The organism is Nocardia sp. AB354, assembly GCF_049538315.1.
Lineage (GTDB): Bacteria > Actinomycetota > Actinomycetes > Mycobacteriales > Mycobacteriaceae > Nocardia > Nocardia nova.
The window spans coordinates 24,420-44,711 of sequence record NZ_JBMVFU010000036.1 but is presented as its reverse complement, the minus strand read 5'-3'; the positions used below and the strand labels follow the sequence as shown (position 1 = coordinate 44,711).

General features: G+C 66.3%; 16 protein-coding genes. 7 read left to right on the top strand and 9 right to left on the bottom strand.

All coding sequences use genetic code 11. The features are described from left to right. Positions 1-20 precede the first annotated feature (20 nt). The 4 genes from ACPCUW_RS33000 to ACPCUW_RS32985 are packed head-to-tail and all read right to left on the bottom strand — an operon-like array spanning position 21 to position 5,396. Entirely contained in the window at positions 21-1,115 is a 1,095-nt protein-coding gene (locus ACPCUW_RS33000) for a Zn-dependent alcohol dehydrogenase (protein WP_423429212.1), read from the bottom strand. Then, positions 1,112-2,689 carry a class I adenylate-forming enzyme family protein gene (locus ACPCUW_RS32995; RefSeq protein WP_423429211.1) on the bottom strand — a complete coding sequence of 526 codons (1,578 nt, stop codon included), beginning with the start codon at positions 2,687-2,689 and terminating at the stop codon, positions 1,112-1,114. The genes ACPCUW_RS33000 and ACPCUW_RS32995 overlap by 4 nt, the downstream gene beginning before the upstream one ends. Before the next feature lie 54 nt (positions 2,690-2,743). Then, the gene (locus ACPCUW_RS32990; RefSeq protein WP_228831397.1) at positions 2,744-3,895 is read right to left on the bottom strand and encodes a CaiB/BaiF CoA transferase family protein; all 1,152 of its coding nucleotides are present in this window, start codon (positions 3,893-3,895) and stop codon (positions 2,744-2,746) included. A 52-nt stretch (positions 3,896-3,947) separates the two neighbouring features. Continuing rightward, positions 3,948-5,396, bottom strand: coding sequence for an aldehyde dehydrogenase family protein (locus ACPCUW_RS32985; protein ID WP_423429210.1), 1,449 nt, complete (start codon positions 5,394-5,396; stop codon positions 3,948-3,950). 272 nt (positions 5,397-5,668) lie between these two features. Here ACPCUW_RS32985 and ACPCUW_RS32980 point away from each other — a divergent pair, with 272 nt between their 5' ends. The 5 genes from ACPCUW_RS32980 to ACPCUW_RS32960 all read left to right on the top strand — a co-directional run bounded on the left by ACPCUW_RS32980 (position 5,669) and on the right by ACPCUW_RS32960 (position 11,271). Then, positions 5,669-6,331 (top strand): TetR/AcrR family transcriptional regulator, encoded by a 663-nt coding sequence (locus ACPCUW_RS32980; protein ID WP_195050181.1) that lies wholly within the window; start codon positions 5,669-5,671, stop codon positions 6,329-6,331. Positions 6,332-6,702: 371 nt separating this feature from the next. Next, positions 6,703-7,968, top strand: coding sequence for a cytochrome P450 family protein (locus ACPCUW_RS32975; RefSeq protein ID WP_423429209.1), 1,266 nt, complete (start codon positions 6,703-6,705; stop codon positions 7,966-7,968). Positions 7,969-8,402: 434 nt separating this feature from the next. After that, positions 8,403-9,242, top strand: coding sequence for an N-acyl homoserine lactonase family protein (locus tag ACPCUW_RS32970; RefSeq protein ID WP_423429207.1), 840 nt, complete (start codon positions 8,403-8,405; stop codon positions 9,240-9,242). Beyond that, entirely contained in the window at positions 9,239-10,354 is a 1,116-nt protein-coding gene (locus tag ACPCUW_RS32965) for an NDMA-dependent alcohol dehydrogenase (protein ID WP_387251661.1), read from the top strand. Before ACPCUW_RS32970 ends, ACPCUW_RS32965 begins: the two co-directional genes overlap by 4 nt. Positions 10,355-10,413: 59 nt before the next feature. Next, complete coding sequence (locus ACPCUW_RS32960; protein ID WP_195050178.1) at positions 10,414-11,271, top strand: mycofactocin-coupled SDR family oxidoreductase; 858 nt, start codon at positions 10,414-10,416, stop codon at positions 11,269-11,271. 109 nt (positions 11,272-11,380) lie between these two features. Here the strand turns inward: ACPCUW_RS32960 and ACPCUW_RS32955 are convergent, their stop codons facing one another. The 3 genes from ACPCUW_RS32955 to ACPCUW_RS32945 form a co-directional block, all read right to left on the bottom strand. After that, positions 11,381-12,304, bottom strand: coding sequence for an alpha/beta hydrolase (locus ACPCUW_RS32955; protein ID WP_195050177.1), 924 nt, complete (start codon positions 12,302-12,304; stop codon positions 11,381-11,383). A gap of 355 nt (positions 12,305-12,659) precedes the next feature. Continuing rightward, positions 12,660-14,213, bottom strand: a complete 1,554-nt coding sequence (locus ACPCUW_RS32950; protein ID WP_423429243.1) for an aldehyde dehydrogenase family protein — start codon at positions 14,211-14,213, stop codon at positions 12,660-12,662. A 124-nt stretch (positions 14,214-14,337) separates the two neighbouring features. Further along, on the bottom strand, positions 14,338-15,948 hold the full coding sequence (locus ACPCUW_RS32945) for a sigma-54-dependent Fis family transcriptional regulator (RefSeq protein ID WP_423429204.1): 1,611 nt from the start codon (positions 15,946-15,948) through the stop codon (positions 14,338-14,340). A gap of 177 nt (positions 15,949-16,125) precedes the next feature. On the opposite strand from ACPCUW_RS32945, the gene ACPCUW_RS32940 reads away from it, so the two are divergent. Next, positions 16,126-17,007 (top strand): helix-turn-helix transcriptional regulator, encoded by an 882-nt coding sequence (locus ACPCUW_RS32940; RefSeq protein ID WP_423429202.1) that lies wholly within the window; start codon positions 16,126-16,128, stop codon positions 17,005-17,007. Positions 17,008-17,542: 535 nt separating this feature from the next. Continuing rightward, the gene (locus tag ACPCUW_RS32935; protein ID WP_198163752.1) at positions 17,543-18,682 is read left to right on the top strand and encodes a lactonase family protein; all 1,140 of its coding nucleotides are present in this window, start codon (positions 17,543-17,545) and stop codon (positions 18,680-18,682) included. Between the two features lie 11 nt (positions 18,683-18,693). On the opposite strand, the gene ACPCUW_RS32930 is transcribed toward ACPCUW_RS32935, so the two are convergent. Continuing rightward, positions 18,694-19,239 (bottom strand): nuclear transport factor 2 family protein, encoded by a 546-nt coding sequence (locus ACPCUW_RS32930; protein ID WP_387251668.1) that lies wholly within the window; start codon positions 19,237-19,239, stop codon positions 18,694-18,696. A 68-nt stretch (positions 19,240-19,307) separates the two neighbouring features. Continuing rightward, positions 19,308-20,291, bottom strand: a complete 984-nt coding sequence (locus ACPCUW_RS32925) for an alpha/beta hydrolase (protein ID WP_423429200.1) — start codon at positions 20,289-20,291, stop codon at positions 19,308-19,310. Between the last annotated feature and the right edge of the window lies 1 nt (position 20,292).

Here is a 20,292-nt window from a genome sequence, read left to right as displayed (position 1 = left end):
GAAGCCTCGACCCCATCGATTCAGGAGATGACCACCGCCCGAGCGCCGTTCTCGCCCGCACAATAGTCAACGGCCTTGCCGATATCACCGAAATCGAAAGTCTCGGTGACCAATTGGTCGAGCAGCAGCGCGCCGCGCTGGTAGAGCTCGACCAATTGCGGAATATCGCGCTTGACGTACGCCGAGCCGTACAGGCAGCCCTTGACGGTCTTGCCTGACATGACGACGTTGTTGAAGACCTCGTCCACGCCGACGCCCGGCCCCGCACCGACGAGGACCGCGGTGCCACCGCGCCGGGCCATCGCGACGGCCTGGTTGACGGTCTCCTGCCGACCGGCCACCTCGATGACGACATCGGCGCCGCGTCGGCCGGTGAGCTGCTGTACCTTCTTGACGACGTCGGGGCCCGCCGTCAAGGTATGTGTCGCACCGAGCTCGGTGGCCAGTGTGAGTCGGTCGGCGTGCAGATCGATGGCGATGATGGTGGTGGCGCCGGCGATCCGCGCGCCCTGCACAGCGTTGAGACCCACTCCGCCGCAACCGATCACGGCGACCGCGTCACCGACCCGGACCCCGCCGGTCGCGACCGCCGCGCCGAATCCGGTGAGCACGCCGCACCCGAGCAGAGCGGCCGAGGAGATCGGCACCTGGTCGGGGATCCGGATCGCTGCTCCCGCGGGTACGACCGTGCGCTGCGAGAACGTTCCGAGCCCGCAGAACTGCCGCACCGGTGCGCCGTCCAGGCTCATCCGGGTGCTGCCGTCGGGCAGGGTGTGGGCACCGAGCATGGTGCGCGGGCGTCCGCACAGGTGCTGTTCGGCCCGTTGGCAGTAGTAGCAGGTGCCGCAGCTGGCCAGCCAGGACAGCACCACGTGGTCACCGACCGCGAGATCGTCGACGCCCTGCCCGAGTTCGGTGACGACACCGGCACCCTCGTGACCCAGAACCAAAGGCAGTGGGGCGGGCAGTTTTCCGGAGAAGACACCGACGTCGGAATGGCAGACGCCGGTCGCCTTGACATCGACGACGACTTCCCCCGGCCCCGGTGGCGCGATGTCGATCTCGGCGAGCCGCAGGGGCGCGCCGGGCTGTTCGAACAGGGCTGCTCGTGTCATATCTTCGTCTCCGTTGTTGTCGTGATCTGCTCGTACTCGGCGCGCAGAACGTTCTTGAGGACCTTGCCGTTGGCGTTGCGAGGCAGTTCGCAGACGAGGTGAAAGTGTTTGGGCACTTTGTATTTGGCGAGCCGTTCGCACAGCCAGACCCGTAGCGCCTCGATGTCGACCGTGCGGCCTTCGGTAGCCACGATCAACGCGGCGCCGACCTCCACATATCGCTCGTCCGGCACACCGATGACGGCGGCGTCGGCGACATCGTCGTGTCCGGTCAGCACCATCTCGACCTCGGCTGGATAGACGTTCTCGCCGCCACTGCGGTACATGTCCTTGGCGCGCCCGGCGATGGTGAGAAACCCTTCGGCGTCGACGCTCCCGAGATCACCGGAGTGGCACCAACCATCGACGAAGGTGATGCGGTCGGCGTCGGGACGGTTCCAGTAGCCGACGCTCACCCCGCCGCTGCGCACACAGATCTCGCCGACCTCATCGACGTCGGTGTAGGAGCCGTCCGGGCGGATCACCTTGATCTCGGTCATGGCCTGAGGGGTGCCGATGCTGCTCTCGTGGCCGCGGGCCCGGTCGAATTCCAGGCTGGTGCTGACCGCGCCGCCTTCGGTGAGGCTGTAGGACTGCACCAGCTCGACGCCGGGCAGACGGTTGTCAAGCTCGTCGTAGACCCACGGCATCACGATGTCGCCGCCGGTGACGATGCGCCGTAACGTCTTCGGCACCCGGTCGATGATGTCGTCGTCGCTGCGCAGCAGGTCGAACAACATGAACGGATAGAGCAGTGCGTCGGTGGTGCCGTGCCGGGCCGCGACATCGAGGAAATTCTCCAGGGCGAAGTTACCCGAGGGGAAGGTGATCGCGGTGCCGTGGGAGGTGAGGGCCGGCAGCAGCAGGACCTCGAAACCGCCCGCATGAAACAGCGGGCCGCTGGTCTGGCACACGGAACTGCTGTCGATCCGCCAGCGTTGCGCCTGGATCGATCCGATCCACAGGGCATTGCCGTGCGAGAACAACGCGCCTTTGGGCCGGCCGGTGGTTCCCGACGAATACATAAGTGACACAGGATCTTCGGCATGAACCACCGGAAAACCCGTCCCATCCGACTCCTCGGCGGCGAACACGGACAGCGCAGTGGCGCCGTCCATCGCGCCGGCATCGCCGCGCACGACATACGTACCCACCGCGATGGCGTCGCGGATCGCGGCCACCACGGGTGAGAATTCGGCATCGAGCACGAGGACGCCCGGGTCGGAATCGTTGAGCGCGAACTGCAATTCCGGTGCGGTGAGCCGCCAATTGAGGCGCACCGCGATGGCGCCGACCCGTCCGATGGCCAAATACAGCGCGACATAGTCGGTGCAGTTGCGCAGGAGCAGGCCGACGCGGTCTCCTTTGCGCACTCCGGCCCGTTGCAGTGCCCGTGCGTAGCGCAGTTCGGCGGCGCGGAGCTCGAGCCAGCTCAGGGCGGGCTCGCCGCCGAGCGCGACAGCGGGCCGGCTCGGATCAACGGCCGGCATCTGCGAGGCGATCGCATCGGTGATGTAGTTCAGGCTCAAACCCATGAGATGCTCCGGTGAGTGAGGCGGCAGTGACTCATTCGTGGTATTCCTTGTCTGCTAGACGACCGCTCCGGCGGCTCGCAGGGCATCGACCTCACGCGGGTCGAACCCCCAATCGATCAGTGCGCGCGTGGTGTTCGTTCCCGCGGGCACCGCAGGCCCCTGCACGGCACCGGGTGTGCGGCTGAAACGAGGCGCGGGGGCCGGCTGCAGGACACCGTCGACCGGGATGAAACTGTGCCGTGCCAGCGCGTGGTCGTGCTTCAGGGCCTCGTCCAGGTCGAGAACCGGTGTCGTGCAGGCGTCTCGCCCGGCGAAGGATGCTTCCCACTCCGCACGGGACCGGGTCCGGAACACCGCGGCGAGCCGGGCACGCAACCGCGGCCACCGCGCGCGATCCCATTGGGCGTCGACGAGTTCCGGTTCCAGCCCGAGGACGTCGAGCAGCTCGGTGAAGAAGGCGGGCTCGATCGCGCCCACCGCCATCCAGCCACCGTCGGCGGTTTCGTACACGCTGTAGAACGGTGCGCCGCCGTCGAGCATGTTCGTCCCGCGTTCGAGACTGTGCATGCCCGCCTGGCGCTGGCCGTAGAACACGCCGCCGAGCAGCGCGATACCGTCGACCATCGCAGCGTCGACCACTTGGCCGCGGCCACTGCCGCGCGCTTCCCACAGTGCGGAGAGCATGCCCATCGCGAGCATCAGTCCGCCGCCGGCGTAGTCGCCGAGCAGATTCAACGGGATCGCGGGGGCGCCGGAGGCCGGTCCCATCGCGGCGAGCAACCCGGACAGCGACAAGTAGTTCAGGTCGTGCCCGGCGGTCTGGCTGAGTGGTCCGTCCTGCCCCCACCCGGTCGCCCGGCCGTAAACCAGCCGCGGGTTGCGAGCGAAGCACGCGTCGGGCCCCACGCCGAGGCGTTCCATGACGCCGGGGCGGTGTCCTTCCAGGAGTGCGTCGGCCTGTTCGACCAGCCGCAGAACGGTTTCCACGCCGTCGGGGTGTTTCAGATCGATGGCGATCGAGCGTCGCCCGCGGTCGTTGACGAATGCGGGCTGACGGCCGTTGCGCGCACCCAGATCGGTGCGCAGCGAGCCCACGGCGCTGGGCCGGTCGATGCGCAGGACCTCGGCGCCGAGGTCGCTGAGCAGCATTGCGCACCAGGGCCCCGGTCCGAGCCCGGCGAGTTCGATGATCTTGAGACCGGTCAACGGTCCTTTCGCGGGGCTTGCGGTGGCGGCACTGTTGTTTCCGTCCAAGGGGTCACGCCCCGACGAGAATCTGCTTGAGTTCGGTGAACCCGAGAATCCCCTCCGGCCCCGATTCGCGGCCCCAGCCCGAGGCCCCGACACCTCCGAACGGTGCGTTCATGGCGGGACCGAAGGAGTTGACCGCCACTGCACCCGAGCGGATCCGGTGCGCCACCTCGATTCCGAGCGCGGTGTCGGCGGTGAATACCGCGCCGGACAGACCGAATGCGGTGGCATTGGCCAGGCGTACGGCGTCGTCGAGGTCGCGATAGACCTGCACCGCGGTGACCGGTCCGAAGACTTCGCGCTGAACCAGGTCGGAGTCCTCTGCCACACCGGTGAACAGGGTCGGCTCGTGGAACCATCCGGCGTCCAGGTGCGCGGGCCGCGTGCCGCCGGTCACCAGCTGTGCGCCCTCGGCCGCGGCCTTGGCGACGAAGTCCTCGGTGCGGCGCAGCGCGGCTTCGTTGATCAGCGGGCCGATGTGGGTCTTCGGGTCGAGCGGATCACCGATGGCCAGCCGGTCCCATCCGGCTCGGAGCCGTTCGACCACTTCGTCGTGCCTGCGTTCGGAGACGAGTATTCGCGACAGCAGCGCGCAGACCTGGCCCGCGCCGTTCGTGGCGCCGGGGATAAGGGCACGCAAGGCCCGGTCCAACGGCGCATCGTCGAGGATCACCGCGGGTGATTTGCCACCGAGTTCGAGCTGAGTTCTGGCGTAGCGGCCGTGAGTCGCGGCCAGCACGTCCTGGGCGGCGGTGTGCCCGCCGGTGAGTGACACCAGATCCACCCGCGGGTCGCGGGTCAGTGCCTTGCCGACTTCGGCTGTGCCGCAGACGATATCGACCACGCCAGCCGGAAATCCGGCACGCAGTGCGCAATCGGCGACCAGCGCCATGGTCAGTTGCGACTCGGGCGCGGCCTTGATGACCACGGGACACCCCGCGAGCAGGGCGGGAACGACTTTGGAGGCGATCGTGACGAGCGGCCCGTTATAGGGCAGGATCGCCACCACCACGCCGACGGGTTCGCGGCACAGCAGCACCTCGCCGAGGTCGGACCGGGCGCGTCGTTCGCGCAACACGGCTTCCGCGCCGTCGAGCGCCGAACGCCATGCCGCGGTGGTGCCGAAACGGTGCAGCGCCCGGCCGTGTCGTAGCGGCATCCCCGCCTCGACCGCCCATACCACGTCCAGTTCGGCGGCACGTGCGTCCACGAGTTCGAACCAGCGCGCCGTCGTCGCGATCCGTTCGGCGAGCGGAGTACGCCCCCATACCTCGCGCGCGGAGTCCGCGGCATCGACCGCCGCGATCGCGTCCGCCATCGACGAGTGGCGGACCTCCGCGACCGGCTCGGCCGTCGCCGGGGCGACCACGGTGTGGCTGTCACCCGTGGCCGGTCGCAACGCGCCACCTATCAGCACCTGGTCGGCATGCGGGATGTCCACTCCGGAGATGTCCACTGATCCACCTTCTGCCGACGGCGATGGCCGGCGATCCGAACCCGGGCTACGAAATCTCTCCATGCCCAGAACTTCTACAGATGACTAGATTATATATAGTATCAAATCATGGACAAGAGGTGATTGCGGATCGCGCCACCGGGGACCATCGAGCGGCGATCGCCCTTCGGCCCGCGAACCGGTCACGGAGAGCGGACGCGGCGGTTCGTTAGAATCACCGACGTGTCGGGACTTCCTCGAGCTCCGCAGCACTGTCGGCAGGGAGGTTGATGATGAGCGCGCCGCACGCCGGGACCGATTCGCCCCACGCCGGCGCTGGGGGCAACGGTCGGCCCGAGACCCGCGCCATGCGCAAACGCGCCGGTCGCGTCCGGCTGATCGAACACACCGCGGCACGCCTGTTCGCCGAATTCGGCTACGAGGCCACCAATTTCGAAGCCATCGGCGCCGAACTCGATATGCGCGGCTCCAGCCTCTACTACTACTTCGCCTCGAAGGAAGAGCTCTTCCTGCGTTGCATGGAGCACGCGGCCGCCGAGGTGTTTCCCCGATTGCGCGTCCTCGCCGAGTCCGAGGGGACACCGTTGCATCGGCTGCGCCTGATGTTCCGCGAGGAGGCCGTGATCACTCTTCGCGAATACCCTGAGTTCATTCCCCTGTTTCTCAAGGTCCAACTGCCGATCGAGGCACTCGAGCAGCGGCGCGACGAGCTGCGGCGCGAGCAGACAGCGATCTTCCGGGGGGTGGTCGACGAACTCGTCACCGCCCCGCAGGCCATTCCTGCCGATCGTTTGCACGTCACGTTGAATCTGGCACTGGGCGGCCTGGCCCTCATCGACGAATGGTTCGATCCCGGCAGCGATCTCGGTGTCGACGAGTTCGCAGATCAGGTGTCCCGGACTCTGATCAGGATGTTCGTCGCCGATCCCGACTAGCGCGACTCGCTGGGCCGGTCTTCGGGCCGCTCCGGTTGTGACGAAAGCGCGACATCGCGTTCATCGAAGCTTGCGGCAAGGAAGCGTTCGCCGATAATTCCCAGCGCCCGTGCGACATTCACACACAGCCACTCGGCACGCATGGGTTTACTGGATGGTAGCCATGGCTAATCTGCCGTGGGGTCTCCCTGTTTCACCAATCCCTGTTTCACCCGATCGACACTGCTCGACCTCTCACCGATGCAAGCCTGGCCGACTTACTCGTTCCGGACCGCATCGGGCGCAAGTTGGAACGTTCGCCGAAAGGACTGAGAGACAGTGCATTACCTATGTTCGAGCTCGGCTATCGATTCGTCGGTCGGCGGTGGCCGGTGACAACCGAGATGGAAATCCTCGAACTGACAGACGAGTTCTATCAGGATCCGCATGCGACCTATCGGGCGCTGCGCGAGCGCGGTCCCCTCCATCGCATTCGATTGGACGGTGTGGTCGGCTGGTTGATCGTCGATCACGACGTGGCCAAGCAAGCCTTGGCGGAGCCGACCATCAGCAAGCGCATCGGGTCGCCCGAAGGGCAGGCCGTGCTGGCCAAAAACGGTGCGGCCGAGATGTTCAACACCGCCATCAGCGACAACATGTTGTTCGCCGATCCACCACAGCACACGCGTTTGCGCCGCCTCGTGGCGAAGGCGTTCGCGGGTCCCGCCATCCGCGATCTGCAACCGAGAATCACCTCGATCGCCGACACCCTGCTCGACGACATCAGCGCGCGAACGACTGTCGACCTCATCGACAGCTACGCGTTCCGGCTGCCGATCGCGGTAATCTGCGAGCTGCTCGGGGTGCCCGACGACGACAAGGCAGACTTCCGCTCGTGGACCGCCGTGGTCGTCAGCGACACGGCCACGAACGAGGAACGCGCCGCCGCCGGGGTCACATACTTCACCTACCTGACGAAGTTGATCGCCGAACGCACCGACGACCCCCGTGACGACCTGCTCTCCCAACTGATCATCGCGAAAGACCACGAGGACCGGCTGGACCAGCACGAACTCATCGCCATGCTGCTCCTGCTGCTGATAGCTGGGCACGAGACCACGGTCAATCTGATCGGCAACTCGGTACTCGAGCTACTGCGCGAGCCCGCGATCGCCGAGCGGTTGCGCGCGAACCCCGAGGCGATACCCGCCTACGTCGAGGAGATCCTGCGCTGCCAGGGGTCGCTGCACTTGGCCACGGCCCGCTACACCACCACCCCGATCACGTTGGGCGATCAGCACATCGACGCGGACGAATTCATCCTCATCTCGCTCGCCGCCGCCAACCGCGACCCCGCCCGGTTCGCCGAGCCGGACCGCATCGACCTCGAACGACCCGGGAACCGGCACATCGCCTTCGGACACGGCATCCATCACTGTCTCGGTGCCGCCCTGGCCCGCATGGAGGCCACGACCGCGATCTCGAGGCTGCTGGCCACGTTCCCGGATATGTCGCTCGACGGGAAATTCAGTGACCTGTCCTGGCGAAAGAGCCTGCTGATTCACGGCTTGACCAGCCTGCCGGTCCGGCCGGCCGCTCGCCCCGATTCTCGTACGGTAGCGATCACCGACGCGGACCGCGTCTCCGCGATGGTCTGATCCGGCGGTCAGCGCGACGGGTGGTACATCGCGGCGATTCCTACTCCGGCTCGCTCTCAGCGATGTACCACTCCTCCATGCAGGACTGCGGCAGCGCCCAGGATCGTACGACCAGCGCCGCAGAGGCGGCATCAGCGCAGGTGAAGGCCAATATCTACTCATCTCTTGAATCTCAATTCGACAGACGATAATATTTCGCGCAGCATGTGATCCGCGGCACAACTCGCCCAGGCGTTCACAACGACAGAAGCCCGCGACTCTCGCGGCCTGGCTCGCTCGGGTGATCCGACCTCCCGATCGATGGGATCGCCAGGGCACGACCACAACCTCATCGACCCGACCCACGCGACTCATGCTTACAAATCATATTTAATGCTGAATCTGCTCAGCCGCAGCACATCGGCATCTCGACCAGGCACGACATTGGAGTCTCCATGGCAGCAACAAAAACCGTCCGCCGGGTGTGGGCGCTGGACGCACCGGAACTCACCGTGGACTGCGGCATCTTGCTGCTCGGCACGGGCGGCGTGCAGGAGACCATCCCGTCGCCGACATTCCTCATCGAACACGACGAGGGATTGATGATCTTCGACTCCGGCCTGGCCACTGCCGGCGCCGGAGACCCCGCCGCCGCGTACGGCGAGATGGCCTCGGCGTTCCGGATCGATTTCCCCGAGCAGTATCGGCTCGATCGGCAGATCGAAGCCATCGGCTACACGACCCGCGATGTTCGTCGGGTTGTGCTGTCGCACATGCACTTCGACCACACCGGAGGACTGGATCTCTTCCCGCACGCGCAGGGTTTCATCGGCGCGGGTGAGCTGCGCTACGCGAAGACGCCGTCGAACCTCGATGCGGCCTTCTTCCGGGAGGAGGACATCGCGGCGGCGCAGAAGATCGCGTGGAACGAGGTGCCGGCAGGATACGACCACGACCTCTTCGGCGACGGTAGCGTCACTCTGCTGTCGCTGCACGGGCATACGCCCGGCACGCTGGGCTTGAAATTGCGCATGCCCGACGAGAGCACACTCGTGCTCACCAGCGACGCGGCACACAAACGCGACAGCGTCGACCTGATCATCGGCATGCCGTTCGACGTGGACCGGCCGAACAAGAACAATTCGCTGCAGAAAATCAAACTGCTTGCCACGCAACCCGGAACCACGGTCTGGATCAGCCACGATCCTTCGGATTGGTCCGAACTGCGTGCCGCGGGCTCGGAAATCACCAGCGCCGCAACGCTTCGCGGCACTACCGAGACGGTGCCGGCGTGAAAACACTGGCAGCCGTCATCGACGAGGGCAGCACCGAACTCGAGTTGCGCGAATTGGAGGTCGACGAACCCGGTTTCGGCGAGGTTCACGTCAAGTTCGTCGCCTCGGGCCTCTGCCATTCCGACTACCACTTCATCGACGGCGTGCTCGGCGGTCGTACCCCGATCGTCCTCGGTCACGAAGGGGCGGGCATCGTCGAATCCGTCGGACCGGGCGTGACCCGACTACAGCCGGGCGACCACGTCGTCGGCAGCTTCGTACCGACCTGCGGCGCCTGCCGCTATTGTGCGACAGGCCGGTCGAGCCTGTGCGATATGGCCGCGGACACGATGAACGGCACCTTCCCCGACGGCCGCTTCCGCTATCACGACGCGCAGGGCCGTGACTACGGCAGCCTCTGCATGCTGGGGACCTTCTCCGAACGGGCCACGGTCATGGAACGCTCGATGATCAAGATCGATCCGTGGATTCCGCTGGAGGTCGCCGTCCTGGTGGGCTGCGGAGTGCCGACCGGCTGGGGCACGGCGACCGAGGCCGGCGCCGTGCATGTCGGCGACACGGTCGTCGTCTACGGAATCGGCGGGATCGGCATCAACGCCATCCAGGGCGCCGCCTTCGCCGGAGCGAAGTTCGTGGTCGCCGTCGACCCCGTGGAATTCAAGCGCGAGACCGCGCTGAAGCTCGGTGCCACACACGCTTTCGCGAGCGCCGAGGAGGCCGCGGCACGTGTCCACGAATTGACCTGGGGACAGGGCGCCGACCAAGCACTCGTCACCGTCGGGGTGGTCGACGAGAAGGTTGTCGGCGATGCCTTCGACATCGTCGGCAAGGGCGGGACCGTCGTGATCACCGGACTCGGCGCTCCCGAAGACCGCACCGTCCACGTCTCCGGCGCGGTGATGACCAAGTGGGAGAAGACGATCAAGGGCTCCATGTTCGGAACTCTCAACCCGCACCACGACATCATCAAACTTCTGCGCCTCTACGACAGCGGGCATCTGAAGCTCGATGAATTGGCCACCCGCCACTACCGGCTGGATCAGATCAACCAGGGTTACGCCGACCTGAAGGCCGGAAAGATCATCCGCGGCGTGATTCTGCACGGGAATTAGCCTGCCACGCACCGCAATTCGATCGCTCACCACTCTCTTCTCATCGAAGGACATCCACCATGGGACTTCTCGACGGCAAAGTCGCGCTCGTCACCGGCGCGGCCCGAGGACAAGGGCGCGCCCACGCCGTGACCTGTGCGCGCGAAGGCGCGGACGTGATCGCGGTCGATCTCGCCGGTCAGCTGTCCACCGTGCCCTACCCGATGGGCACCGCCGACGAACTCGCCGAAACAGCCGAACTCGTCGAGAAATGCGGCCGTCGAGCCCTCACCGTCGAAGCCGACGTTCGAGACCAGGCGGCGCTGGACCGGGCGGTTGCCCAGGGCGTCAACACATTCGGCAAGATCGACATCCTCATCGCGAACGCCGGGATCTGGACGCGTAAGCCGTTCTGGGAGCTCACCGACGACGACTGGGAACAGATGATCGGCGTGAACCTCAGCGGGGTCTGGCGATCGGCGAAAGCGGTCACACCGCACATGATCGAGCGCGGGACCGGTTCGATCGTGATCATATCCTCGGCCAACGGACTCGAACCGGGACTGAACTACGCTCACTACGTCGCCGCCAAGCACGGGGTGATCGGGCTGATGAAGAACATCGCCCTCGAGCTGGCACCGCACGGCATTCGGTGCAATGCCATCTGCCCCGGCGTCATCGATACGCCGATGATCGACAACCAATCGGCCTACGACCTCTTCGCCGGTGGCCCCGGTGGCAACCGGGCCCATCTCGACGAAGGCGCCTATCACTTCAACGCACTCGGGAAGACCGCGGCACTCGATCCTCAGGTCATCGCCGACACGGCTCTGTACCTCAATTCCGGCCTCGCTTCGGTGGTCACCGGCGCCGTGATTCCGGTCGATGCCGGTCACGGTCTGCTGACCGGATTCAATCCGGCTCCCGTCAAGAGTTGATCGCCCGGTACTCCAGCGCTCGCATCGGGGCGCTGGAATACCAGGAGAGTTCTCGTTCCGATCCTGGGGACATGCGTTGCTCGGTGTCGTCCCGAGGCCGTTCGCCCGACTACAGGTTCTCCGCGTAGAACTCCTGCAACCGTTCCAACGCCTGGTCGACGTATTCCTTCTGGTCGTACAGGTCGTAATGGCTGGCGCCCTTCACGACGAGAAGGCTCTTCTTTTCCGAGCGCGCCCGGTCGAACAGTTCGAAACCATCACGGTAGGAACCGAATCCACCCGGGACGTCGCCGATGATGACCTGCAGTGGTTGAGTCAGCAAGACTTCGGCCAGGTGGAAGGCGTCGAAACCGAAGGCCGCCTCCAAGCCGGAGAAGCGGAGTTTATTGGGCGAGTGGGGATCCTGGCCACGTGGGGTGCGGTAGTACTCGACCGCGTTGACGATGTCGATATCGGTATTGCCGGACTTCTCCAACTCCTCGACGCTGTTCGGAATGTAGGTGGTGATCGCCGGATCGGCACCGCGCGCCTCGGCGGTGCGCTGTTTGCCGATGGCTTCCAGAGTTCCGATGGTCGCACCGGCGGTGAGATCGCCCTCGCGCATGAGCCGGCCGTAGTTGGCCGCAACGACGGTACCGAGGGCCTTGACGCGGTGGTCGGTCATCGTCGCGTTCGCGGCATATCCACCGCCACCGCAAATACCCAGCACACCGATGCGGTCCTCGTCGATGTAGTCCAGAGTCACCAGGTAATCGATCGCGCAGCGGAAATCTTCCACGCGAGCCGCGGGATCTTCGAGATAACGCGGCTCACCGCCACTCTCACCCTGGTAGGTCGCGTCGAAAGCCAAGGTCACATAACCCATTTCGGCCAGTCGCGTGCCGTAGATACTGCCGGAGGTCTGCTCCTTGCAGCTGCTGATCGGATGGCCACAGATAATGGCGGGATACTTCTTGCTCTTGTCGAAATCGGCCGGGAAGCGGATGTCCGCCGCCACGTCCAGATCCTTGTTCTTGAATGTCACCGATTCCATCTGCTGCTCTCCCTCGTCTTGCTGTCGCGATTCGACGTCGATGTCAGCAGTTGACCCGACCGGGGGCGGTCAGGCGCTGCCCGATCAGCTTCGCAGGGATGCCAGCCGGTAGCCAGGGAGAGATTCCGCCCAGGATAATCGTCACCGAGATGGGTAACCGCTGCGACTGCGCCGGCGACGTACTCATGTGCTATTTCGCGGGGACCAGGGCCGCACCTGCCCGCCCCGCATGGAATGCCATGTGGGACGGGCACTTTCGTGGTAGCTGTGGATCTGGGAATCGGATGCGGAATCTCGGGTGCCGGGTGGTGGACTTCTCTGTGCCGATTCGTGGCCGCGCCGCGGCGGGACGCGGTTACTTCGCCGCGGGTGGTGTGCCCAGGACCAGGCCGTAGGCGCGGCGGCTGACGTCACCGGACAGGTCGAAGGTGATCGACTTGGCCTGGGTGAATTCATCGAGTGCGTCCGGGCCGAGTTCCCGTCCGGTTCCGCTCTGCTTGTAGCCACCGAACGGCAGGAAGTGGTCGATGTTGTGGTAGTCGTTGATCCACACCGAACCCGCTTCGATCTGCTGAGCGACCTCTAGTGCGCGTTGGTTGTCGCTGCTCCACACCGCGGCGGCCAGTCCGTATTCGGTGTCGTTGGCGATCTTGATCGCTTCTTCGATCGAGTCGTATTTCAGCACCGACAGCACCGGGCCGAAGATTTCCTCGCGGGCGATGCACATGTCGTTGGAGACTCCGGTGAAGACCGTCGGCTCCACCCAGAAACCCTTCTCGAATCCGGGGCCGGCCGGCACCGAACCGCCGTAGGCCAAGGTGGCGCCCTCGGCCTTGCCCTTCTCGATGTAACCCAGAATCCGGTCGTGCTGGGTCTTGTTCATCACGGCGCCGATATCGGTGGCCGGATCCAGCGGGCTGCCGATCTTCAGCGTCCGCAGCCGCGCGATCAATCGCGCGACGAATTCATCGTGCAGCGATGCCGGCAGCAGCAGCCGAGTGCCCGACTCACACGCCTGACCGGCATGCAACAAGAACGCGTAGATCGAGCCGTCGACGGCCGCGTCCAGATCGGCGTCGTCGAGCACGATGTTCGGGCCCTTGCCGCCCAGTTCCAGCAGGACCCTCTTCACCGTGGCCGCCGCCGACGCCATCACCTGACGGCCGGTAGCGGTCGACCCGGTGAACGACACCAGTCGCACATCCGGGTGCGCGACGAGGTGTCCACCCACGGTGGGCCCGTCACCGACGACCACGTTGTACGCGCCGTCCGGCAATCCGGCCTCGCGCAGCAATCCGGCCAGTTCCAGGGCGAAGATCGGGGTCTTCTCATCGGTCTTCAGCACGACCGTGTTGCCCGCGGCCAAGGCCGGAATGGACTTCCACACCGCGATGACTGCGGGAAAGTTCCACGGCACTATTCCGGCGCACACCCCGAGCGGCTCTTTGCGCAGCAGCCCCGCATGCAGAACCTGGCCGTTGACCGGCGCCGGCCGCTCCCATTCGTAGGTCCGGGTCAACTCCGCGTAGTGCTGGAGGTGCACCAGCGGGAAGCCCACGCCGATCGCCCCCGCCAACCGCACGGGCATGCCGGTTTCCCGGCTGCTGAGGACGGTCAGTTCCTCCATGCGCGGCCCCAGGGCGGCCACCACCCGATCGATCACGGCGGCCCGTTCGTTCGGCGGCGTGTTGCGCCACACCCCGGACTCGTGCGTCCGCTTCGCCGCCGCCACCGCCGCATCCACGTGCGAGGTATCGGCCCGCGCGACCGTGCACACCACCTCTTCGGTCGCCGGATCGATCACCGGGATCGTCTCGGCGGACTCCACCCACTCCCCACCGATGAACATGCGGTAGTGCGGAACTCCGTCCCGATCCACGGCGGCTTGCTCGCTCAGTGTCGCAGTCATCATCACCTTCCAGCTCACGACGCCGACCACGTCGGCCCGATCTGTGATGCCGATCATTCGGCCACGTCTCGACCGTAGGGCGGACGCGCGAGGATGAATGTCCAACAATCGGACAGTCGCGAGTTCAGGCGATGCGCAGGGCGCGAATGCGGTTGTAGAGCGTGGACCTGCTGACCCCGAGGGCGCGCGCCGCCTGCAGTTTGTTGCCGTTCGCGGCCTCGAGTGCGGCGACGATGATCTCTCGTTCGGCTTCCCGGAGCGGCGAGCCGAGACGGTGGCCACCGCGATGGGAGACCGGCAGGTCCGACGGAATCACGTCACCGGCGCTGCGAACGGCCGCCACCGCTTCGACGACGCGCCGCAGCTCGGCGATATTGCCCCGCCAGGGCTGAGCCACCAGCACGCGCACCGTTTCGGCGGTCAGCCTGATGCGCCCGGGAGCCGACATCTCGTCCATGATCCGCTGCGCCAACTGCGGAATCTCATGGCGGCGACGCCGCAGCGGGACCAGATCCGCGCGGTCGTTGCACAGCGAGAGCAGCGGCGCGCGGACCCCGTCGAGATGGTCTCCAGGCGTCGACGTCATCACGACTCGACGCGGTGTCGCGCGGACCAGACGCGCGAGCAGCGCCGTCATCTGCTCGGACAGCAAGTCGATGTTCTCGACGATCACCGCCAGCCCCTCGCCGCTCAACGCCGCCCGCACGTCGTTGGCCCACGCGGCGTCGCCCCGCAGGACGACATCGGTGGCGTCGAACGTCACCGATCGGGGCCCCGCCGCGCGCCGGGCCTCGCTCGTGCGACCGGTTCCCGCTTCGCCGACGACGATCAGCGGCCACTGCCGCTGATCGGGTGCGCAACCGGAAAATGTTGTCCCCGTGGATTTCTCGGGCGCGATGTCGACGAGGACACCATCGGCGCGATCGACCGGTGTGCAGACCAGCCGAACCGGGCGCCCCGATGCCAGCGTGATCGACACACTGCGCTCTCCCCCGGCGCGCGCCCCGTCGGCGCAGGCGCGGATGACCGCATGATCGGCGGCCTCGAGCAGGTCGAGCGCGGCGGGTGAGGCCAGCACCACGCCTTCACCGATGACGACCACACAGCGGCCGCGCCGCGAGGCGGCAGCCTGGAATACGCTCATCAGCCTGGTCTGGGCACGGGGCGAGCCGGCCTGCAGGCGATCTTCGATATCGCGGACCATGCGCCGGGCCAGCGGGACGGGCAGCCGATCGTCCTCGCCGATGAGACCGCCGATGGCGAGCACTCCTTCCAATCTCCGGGTCACCGGATGAAAGATCGGATGGCCGTAACAGGTGAAGTCCCGGAAGGCCGTCGCGTAGTGCTCTCGGCCACGGACGAGCACTCCCTGACGAATCTCCGCGGGCGTACCCAGCGCATTGGTCCCGATGACATCCTCACCGAGACACACTCCCCGCGCGATCCCCAGATCGCGCAGTGCGCCACGAATCGTCCCGGCCGCGCACTGGAAATCGACGATATGCGCGGCATGGTCGGTGAGTACCAGGGCGACGGGGCTGCCGTCGAGTTCGGCCGCCGCTTGCCGGAGAGCGCGGCCGGCCGCGCGCACCAGACCGCCCTCGGCGTCGACCTCCTCGGGCATGAGGCAGGGTTCGACATCCTCGCGTAAGCCGTTCATCCGCGATCGCGTCCAGGACAAGGCGATCTCGGCACGAGACGAACTGAGTTGACCCTGCGGCACGGCTGTGTGCACGAGAACACCACCTTTTCCGCCCACGACATCGGTGGCGGTCGACGATCCGAGCGGCTGAAGCACCATATTTCATACATCGTGCCTGGTGTATCGGTCGGTCGCGGCGAAATCCGGAACCGGAGGGTGGGAGTAAATTCTCCCAGGCATGCGCCCCTTGTCAGCGCATACCGTGGAGGTATGACCGACAGGGCGCCCCACCTGCGCGAACTGGGCGAATTTCTCAAGGCCCGGCGCGGCGAGCTCACACCCGCCGATGTCGGGCTGCCTCTGCGTGGCAGTTCCACCCGACGCGTCAGTGGCCTGCGCCGTGAAGAGGTCGCCGATCTGGTCGCCATCAGCCAGGACTATTACACCCGCGTCGAGCAAGGGCGCCTGGCTCCGTCGGAACAGGTCCTGGAAGCCCTCGTGCACGCACTGCGACTGGACGACGATCAGCGCGCCTACGTGGAGAGCCTTGTTCACCAGGCCGACCGTCGTAGCGCACCCAAGCGCCGCCAGCCGATCGTGCGGCCGCAAATCCAGCGACTGCTCGACCAGCTCACCGATACCCCCGCCCTGGTCTTCGGCCGCTATCTCGACATCCTCGCGTGGAATCATCTGGCCGCGGCGCTGCTTACCGACTTCTCCGAAATGCCGGTGCGGCAACGTAATTACGTGCGCATGGTATTCACCGACCCCGCCATGCGGGCCCTCTACGCGGACTGGGAGGGGGTCGCGAAGACGTGCGTCGCCATCCTGCGCATGGATGCCGCGACCAACCCCGCCGATCCCCAGCTGTCGACTCTGGTGGGTGAGCTTTCCATCGCCGACCCCCAGTTCCGGCAATGGTGGGCGGCCCGCCATGTCGCGCGGCAGGAATTCGGCACCAAAACCCTGAATCACCCGGAGGTCGGTGAGCTGACCCTGGACTGGGACACCTTCCGGTATGCGGGCGATCCGGAGCAGCAACTGGTGCTGTGGTCGGCCCAGCCCGGAACCACCTCTCACGAGAAGCTACGCATTCTCACCTCATGGAACGCACCGGTGTCCGATATAGCGCAGGCCGACCGGAACTGCTGACCGGGCCCAACATGTCTTTCCCCACTCGAACCCACGTTCATGAACTCCTGGACTATTTCGGCCGATGCGCCGACTGCGGTTATCCGGCCTCGGCGTCCCTGATCAGCCGTCACTACGCCGACGGGAGTTCCGACCACGAGATCATCGCGACCTGCGGACTGCCGTGCGGATGGCACGCGCCGGTCCCTATGACCCGGATGACCGGCCGGGAAGACTGACACTGAACTATCGCGCCGTTGCACCGAATGCGAAATCCGGTGTGGCCGTGCAGATTCAGCGGATGCTGTCGGGCCGGACTGTCCAATTTCCTGGACTCCACCACCCGCCGAGCTGCGTAGCGTCTCCCCGGAAGCAGAGATCGCCATCGTCATCCGCATGGATTCCGCCCTGGGGCATCGACCTCGGGCCGCGGGGTCGCGGAGCTTACGGCCACCCGGTCGAGGGCCGGATTTCCTGAGCCCTATTTCCTCGTCCAGGATGTGCGATCCGCTGCTTCGCGTGAGCGATGCCGCTCACCGGAAATACGGAGGTTGATGTGTTCGAGAATACGGCTCGCACGGCGAAAGGCGCCGCACTGGGGTTGGCGGCGGCGGTAGCCCTCACGTGTGGCGGCTGGGCCGGGTCGCCGATCGCGACGGCGGCCACGCCGGACCACTTCCTGGTCATCGCCGGCGCGGCGTCGTCGAATATCGAGGTTCTGCGCGTCGAGGACGCCGGCGCCCTGTCCACGGTTCCCGGCTCTCCCTTCCCCACCGGGACCGGCGCCCTGTCACTGACCGCAACGCCCGACGGAAACACCGTCTATGTCGCACATACGGTTTCGGGCACGATCAGCGGATTCCACCTCGGCGCCGACGGCAAGCTGACTCCTGTACCCGGCGCGCAGCTCGACCTCGGCGCTCCGGCGGTCGGCTTCGTCGTCAGCCCCGACGGATCTCGCCTCTTTGCCACGATCGGCGGCGCCGTCAACGAAGTCCGTTCGTACGACATCGCCCCCTCCGGGGCGCTCACGCCCACCGGAGCGCCCCCCACACAGCTGCCGGGCCTGAGCGCACTGACCATGCCCACACTGTCTCCCGACGGCCGATTCCTGTTCACCGCCAGCTGGATCAACCTGACCGTGTCCAGCTACGCCGTTCAACCCGACGCCAGTCTGCGCCCGGTCGCCGGGCCGATATTCGCAGGCTTGCAGCCCACCCTGCAGAGTGTTACGCCCGACGGCCGCTTCCTCTATGTCAGCAATGAGGCCAGCGACGGTATCGCCGGCTTCGCCATCGGCCCCGACGGTCAGCTGACCCCCACACCGGGCTCGCCCTACCGCGCCGGAGTCCTTCCGCACGGCCCGGCGATCACCGCCGACAGCAAGCGACTGTACATCGCCACCGCGATGAGCGACTCGATCGGCGGCCTCAGCATCGGCGACAACGGCGTACTGACCCCGCTCCCCGGCTCTCCTTACCCCGCCCCCGCGGCCACCCTGCCCGGCCGGGTCGTCCTCGACGAAGCGGCCCACCGTGTCTTCCTCATCGACGCACTGACAGCGCACGGCACCACACAGGTCCACTCATACTCCATCGCCCCCAACGGGAGCCTCGCCCCCACCGGAAACCCACCGATCGATACCGGACTGCTGTTCTCCGACGGACCGGACGCCACGCTGGTGACCCAGCGATAGGGCAGCCCTGATCAATCCCTCGCGAACTCGTCGTTCATCAACCGCTGCCGGCCCGGGCCGGTCACGATGTCGTCGCCGCGCCGTGCGCCCTGCACGAACGCACCACTCGCGACACTCGACAACGCCCACGGGGCCAGCACGGTCGAGCCGCTCCAGTCGTGGATCATCTGCCGATAGGCGATCCGCCAGACACCCTCGCGGCACTCGACCCGATCGACGTAGCGGCCACAGAAGATGCTGACTTCCTCGCTGCCGCTTTGTTTTTGGAAGGTGAGCACAATCGCCTCCGAGAATGCTCGGTCGCCGTCGACCTCGACCAGGTGGTTGGTGACCGCGTGGGTCGTCCATTCGGTTCGGGCGAGTTTGGCGGCGACGATCCGGTCGGCGAATTCCCACGCCGGACCGGCGTCGGCGCCGTGGTTGTCAAAGGCGTCCGGCCAGAACGCCTGCTTCACCAGTTCGGCATCGCACCTGTCGATGCCCCGGCAATATGTCGACAACAGGTCCGCGATGGCCTGCTTGGCCGACATCTCCTCGAGCCTTCGGTCATCGACCATTGCGTTCCTCCTTCTGTGGCGGCGACAGTTCGGCGCCGGCGTATCCGGCGGTCGCACGGTTATCGGCGTCACAGCATGCGCAGCCATCGAACTCGTCCGGCCATCGAACGAACGGACGCGTCCGTCCGGGGCGCGACCCATTCGAAAGAGTGCGTGACACCGGGGATTACGTGGAGCTCGGTGGTTACACCGGCCGCCGCGAGGCCGGACGCGTATCGAATCGTCTCGTCCCGGAAGATGTCGATCTCGCCCACCTCGAGATACGCCGGTGGGAGACAGTGAAATTCGGTGCATCGGCCGGGCGCGGCATACGGCTCGACACTCCCGTCTCGGAAGTGCTCTCCGAGCAGCGCGCGCCATCCGGTCTCGTTGTCGTCGTAGGTCCAGAACGCGTGGGGCGCGATGTGCGGGTCCGGGTCGATCGTACGGTCGTCCAGCATCGGTTGGACGAGCATCTGGCGCGCTATCGGTGGGCCACCGCGGTCGCGGGCCAGCAAGGCCACCGCGGCCGCGAGTCCGCCACCCGCACTTTCTCCGACGATGCCGATTCTGCCCGGATCCACGCCGAGTTCAGCGGCGTTCTCGTGCAACCACACCACAGCGGCGAAGCAGTCCTCGACGGGTGCCGGATGCGGATGCTCGGGAGCCAGCCGATAGTCGACCGCCAGCAGTGGAACGCCGCTGTCGGCAACATATTTCGAGATCATCCGATCGAATACCGCGACACTGCCGAGGATCATGCCGCCGCCGTGCAGGAACACTGCCGCCGGCCCCGCTCCGCGCCCCGGCGGCTCGTACCAGGTTGCCGGGATACGCCCGCCGTCGGCGGTGACGATCTCCCACGACGAGCGCGTGATCTGTTTGTTCTCGGGGAGAGCAAGGGAAAGGCGCCGGAGCAGTGTGGTGACCAGCGTCCTGCGAGTCGCCCAGTCGCCCACCAGAGGTGGTGTGGCACGGGCCATCGCCGACAATAGTGGCGCCGCCGCATTCGCCAGCTGCGGGTCGAGCGGAAACGGGGTCGATACTCGCACCTCATCCGCCGGGATGGCCATG

Excerpts from the sequence above, each read along its gene's own strand:
- ACPCUW_RS33000 (WP_423429212.1), bottom strand. The coding sequence starts at position 1,115 with ATGACACGAGCAGCCCTGTTCGAACAGCCCGGCGCGCCCCTGCGGCTC.
- ACPCUW_RS32995 (WP_423429211.1), bottom strand. The coding sequence starts at position 2,689 with ATGGGTTTGAGCCTGAACTACATCACCGATGCGATCGCCTCGCAGATG.
- ACPCUW_RS32980 (WP_195050181.1), top strand. The coding sequence starts at position 5,669 with ATGAGCGCGCCGCACGCCGGGACCGATTCGCCCCACGCCGGCGCTGGG.
- ACPCUW_RS32970 (WP_423429207.1), top strand. The coding sequence starts at position 8,403 with ATGGCAGCAACAAAAACCGTCCGCCGGGTGTGGGCGCTGGACGCACCG.
- ACPCUW_RS32960 (WP_195050178.1), top strand. The coding sequence starts at position 10,414 with ATGGGACTTCTCGACGGCAAAGTCGCGCTCGTCACCGGCGCGGCCCGA.
- ACPCUW_RS32955 (WP_195050177.1), bottom strand. The coding sequence starts at position 12,304 with ATGGAATCGGTGACATTCAAGAACAAGGATCTGGACGTGGCGGCGGAC.
- ACPCUW_RS32950 (WP_423429243.1), bottom strand. The coding sequence starts at position 14,213 with ATGACTGCGACACTGAGCGAGCAAGCCGCCGTGGATCGGGACGGAGTT.
- ACPCUW_RS32940 (WP_423429202.1), top strand. The coding sequence starts at position 16,126 with ATGACCGACAGGGCGCCCCACCTGCGCGAACTGGGCGAATTTCTCAAG.
- ACPCUW_RS32930 (WP_387251668.1), bottom strand. The coding sequence starts at position 19,239 with ATGGTCGATGACCGAAGGCTCGAGGAGATGTCGGCCAAGCAGGCCATC.
- ACPCUW_RS32925 (WP_423429200.1), bottom strand. The coding sequence starts at position 20,291 with ATGGCCATCCCGGCGGATGAGGTGCGAGTATCGACCCCGTTTCCGCTC.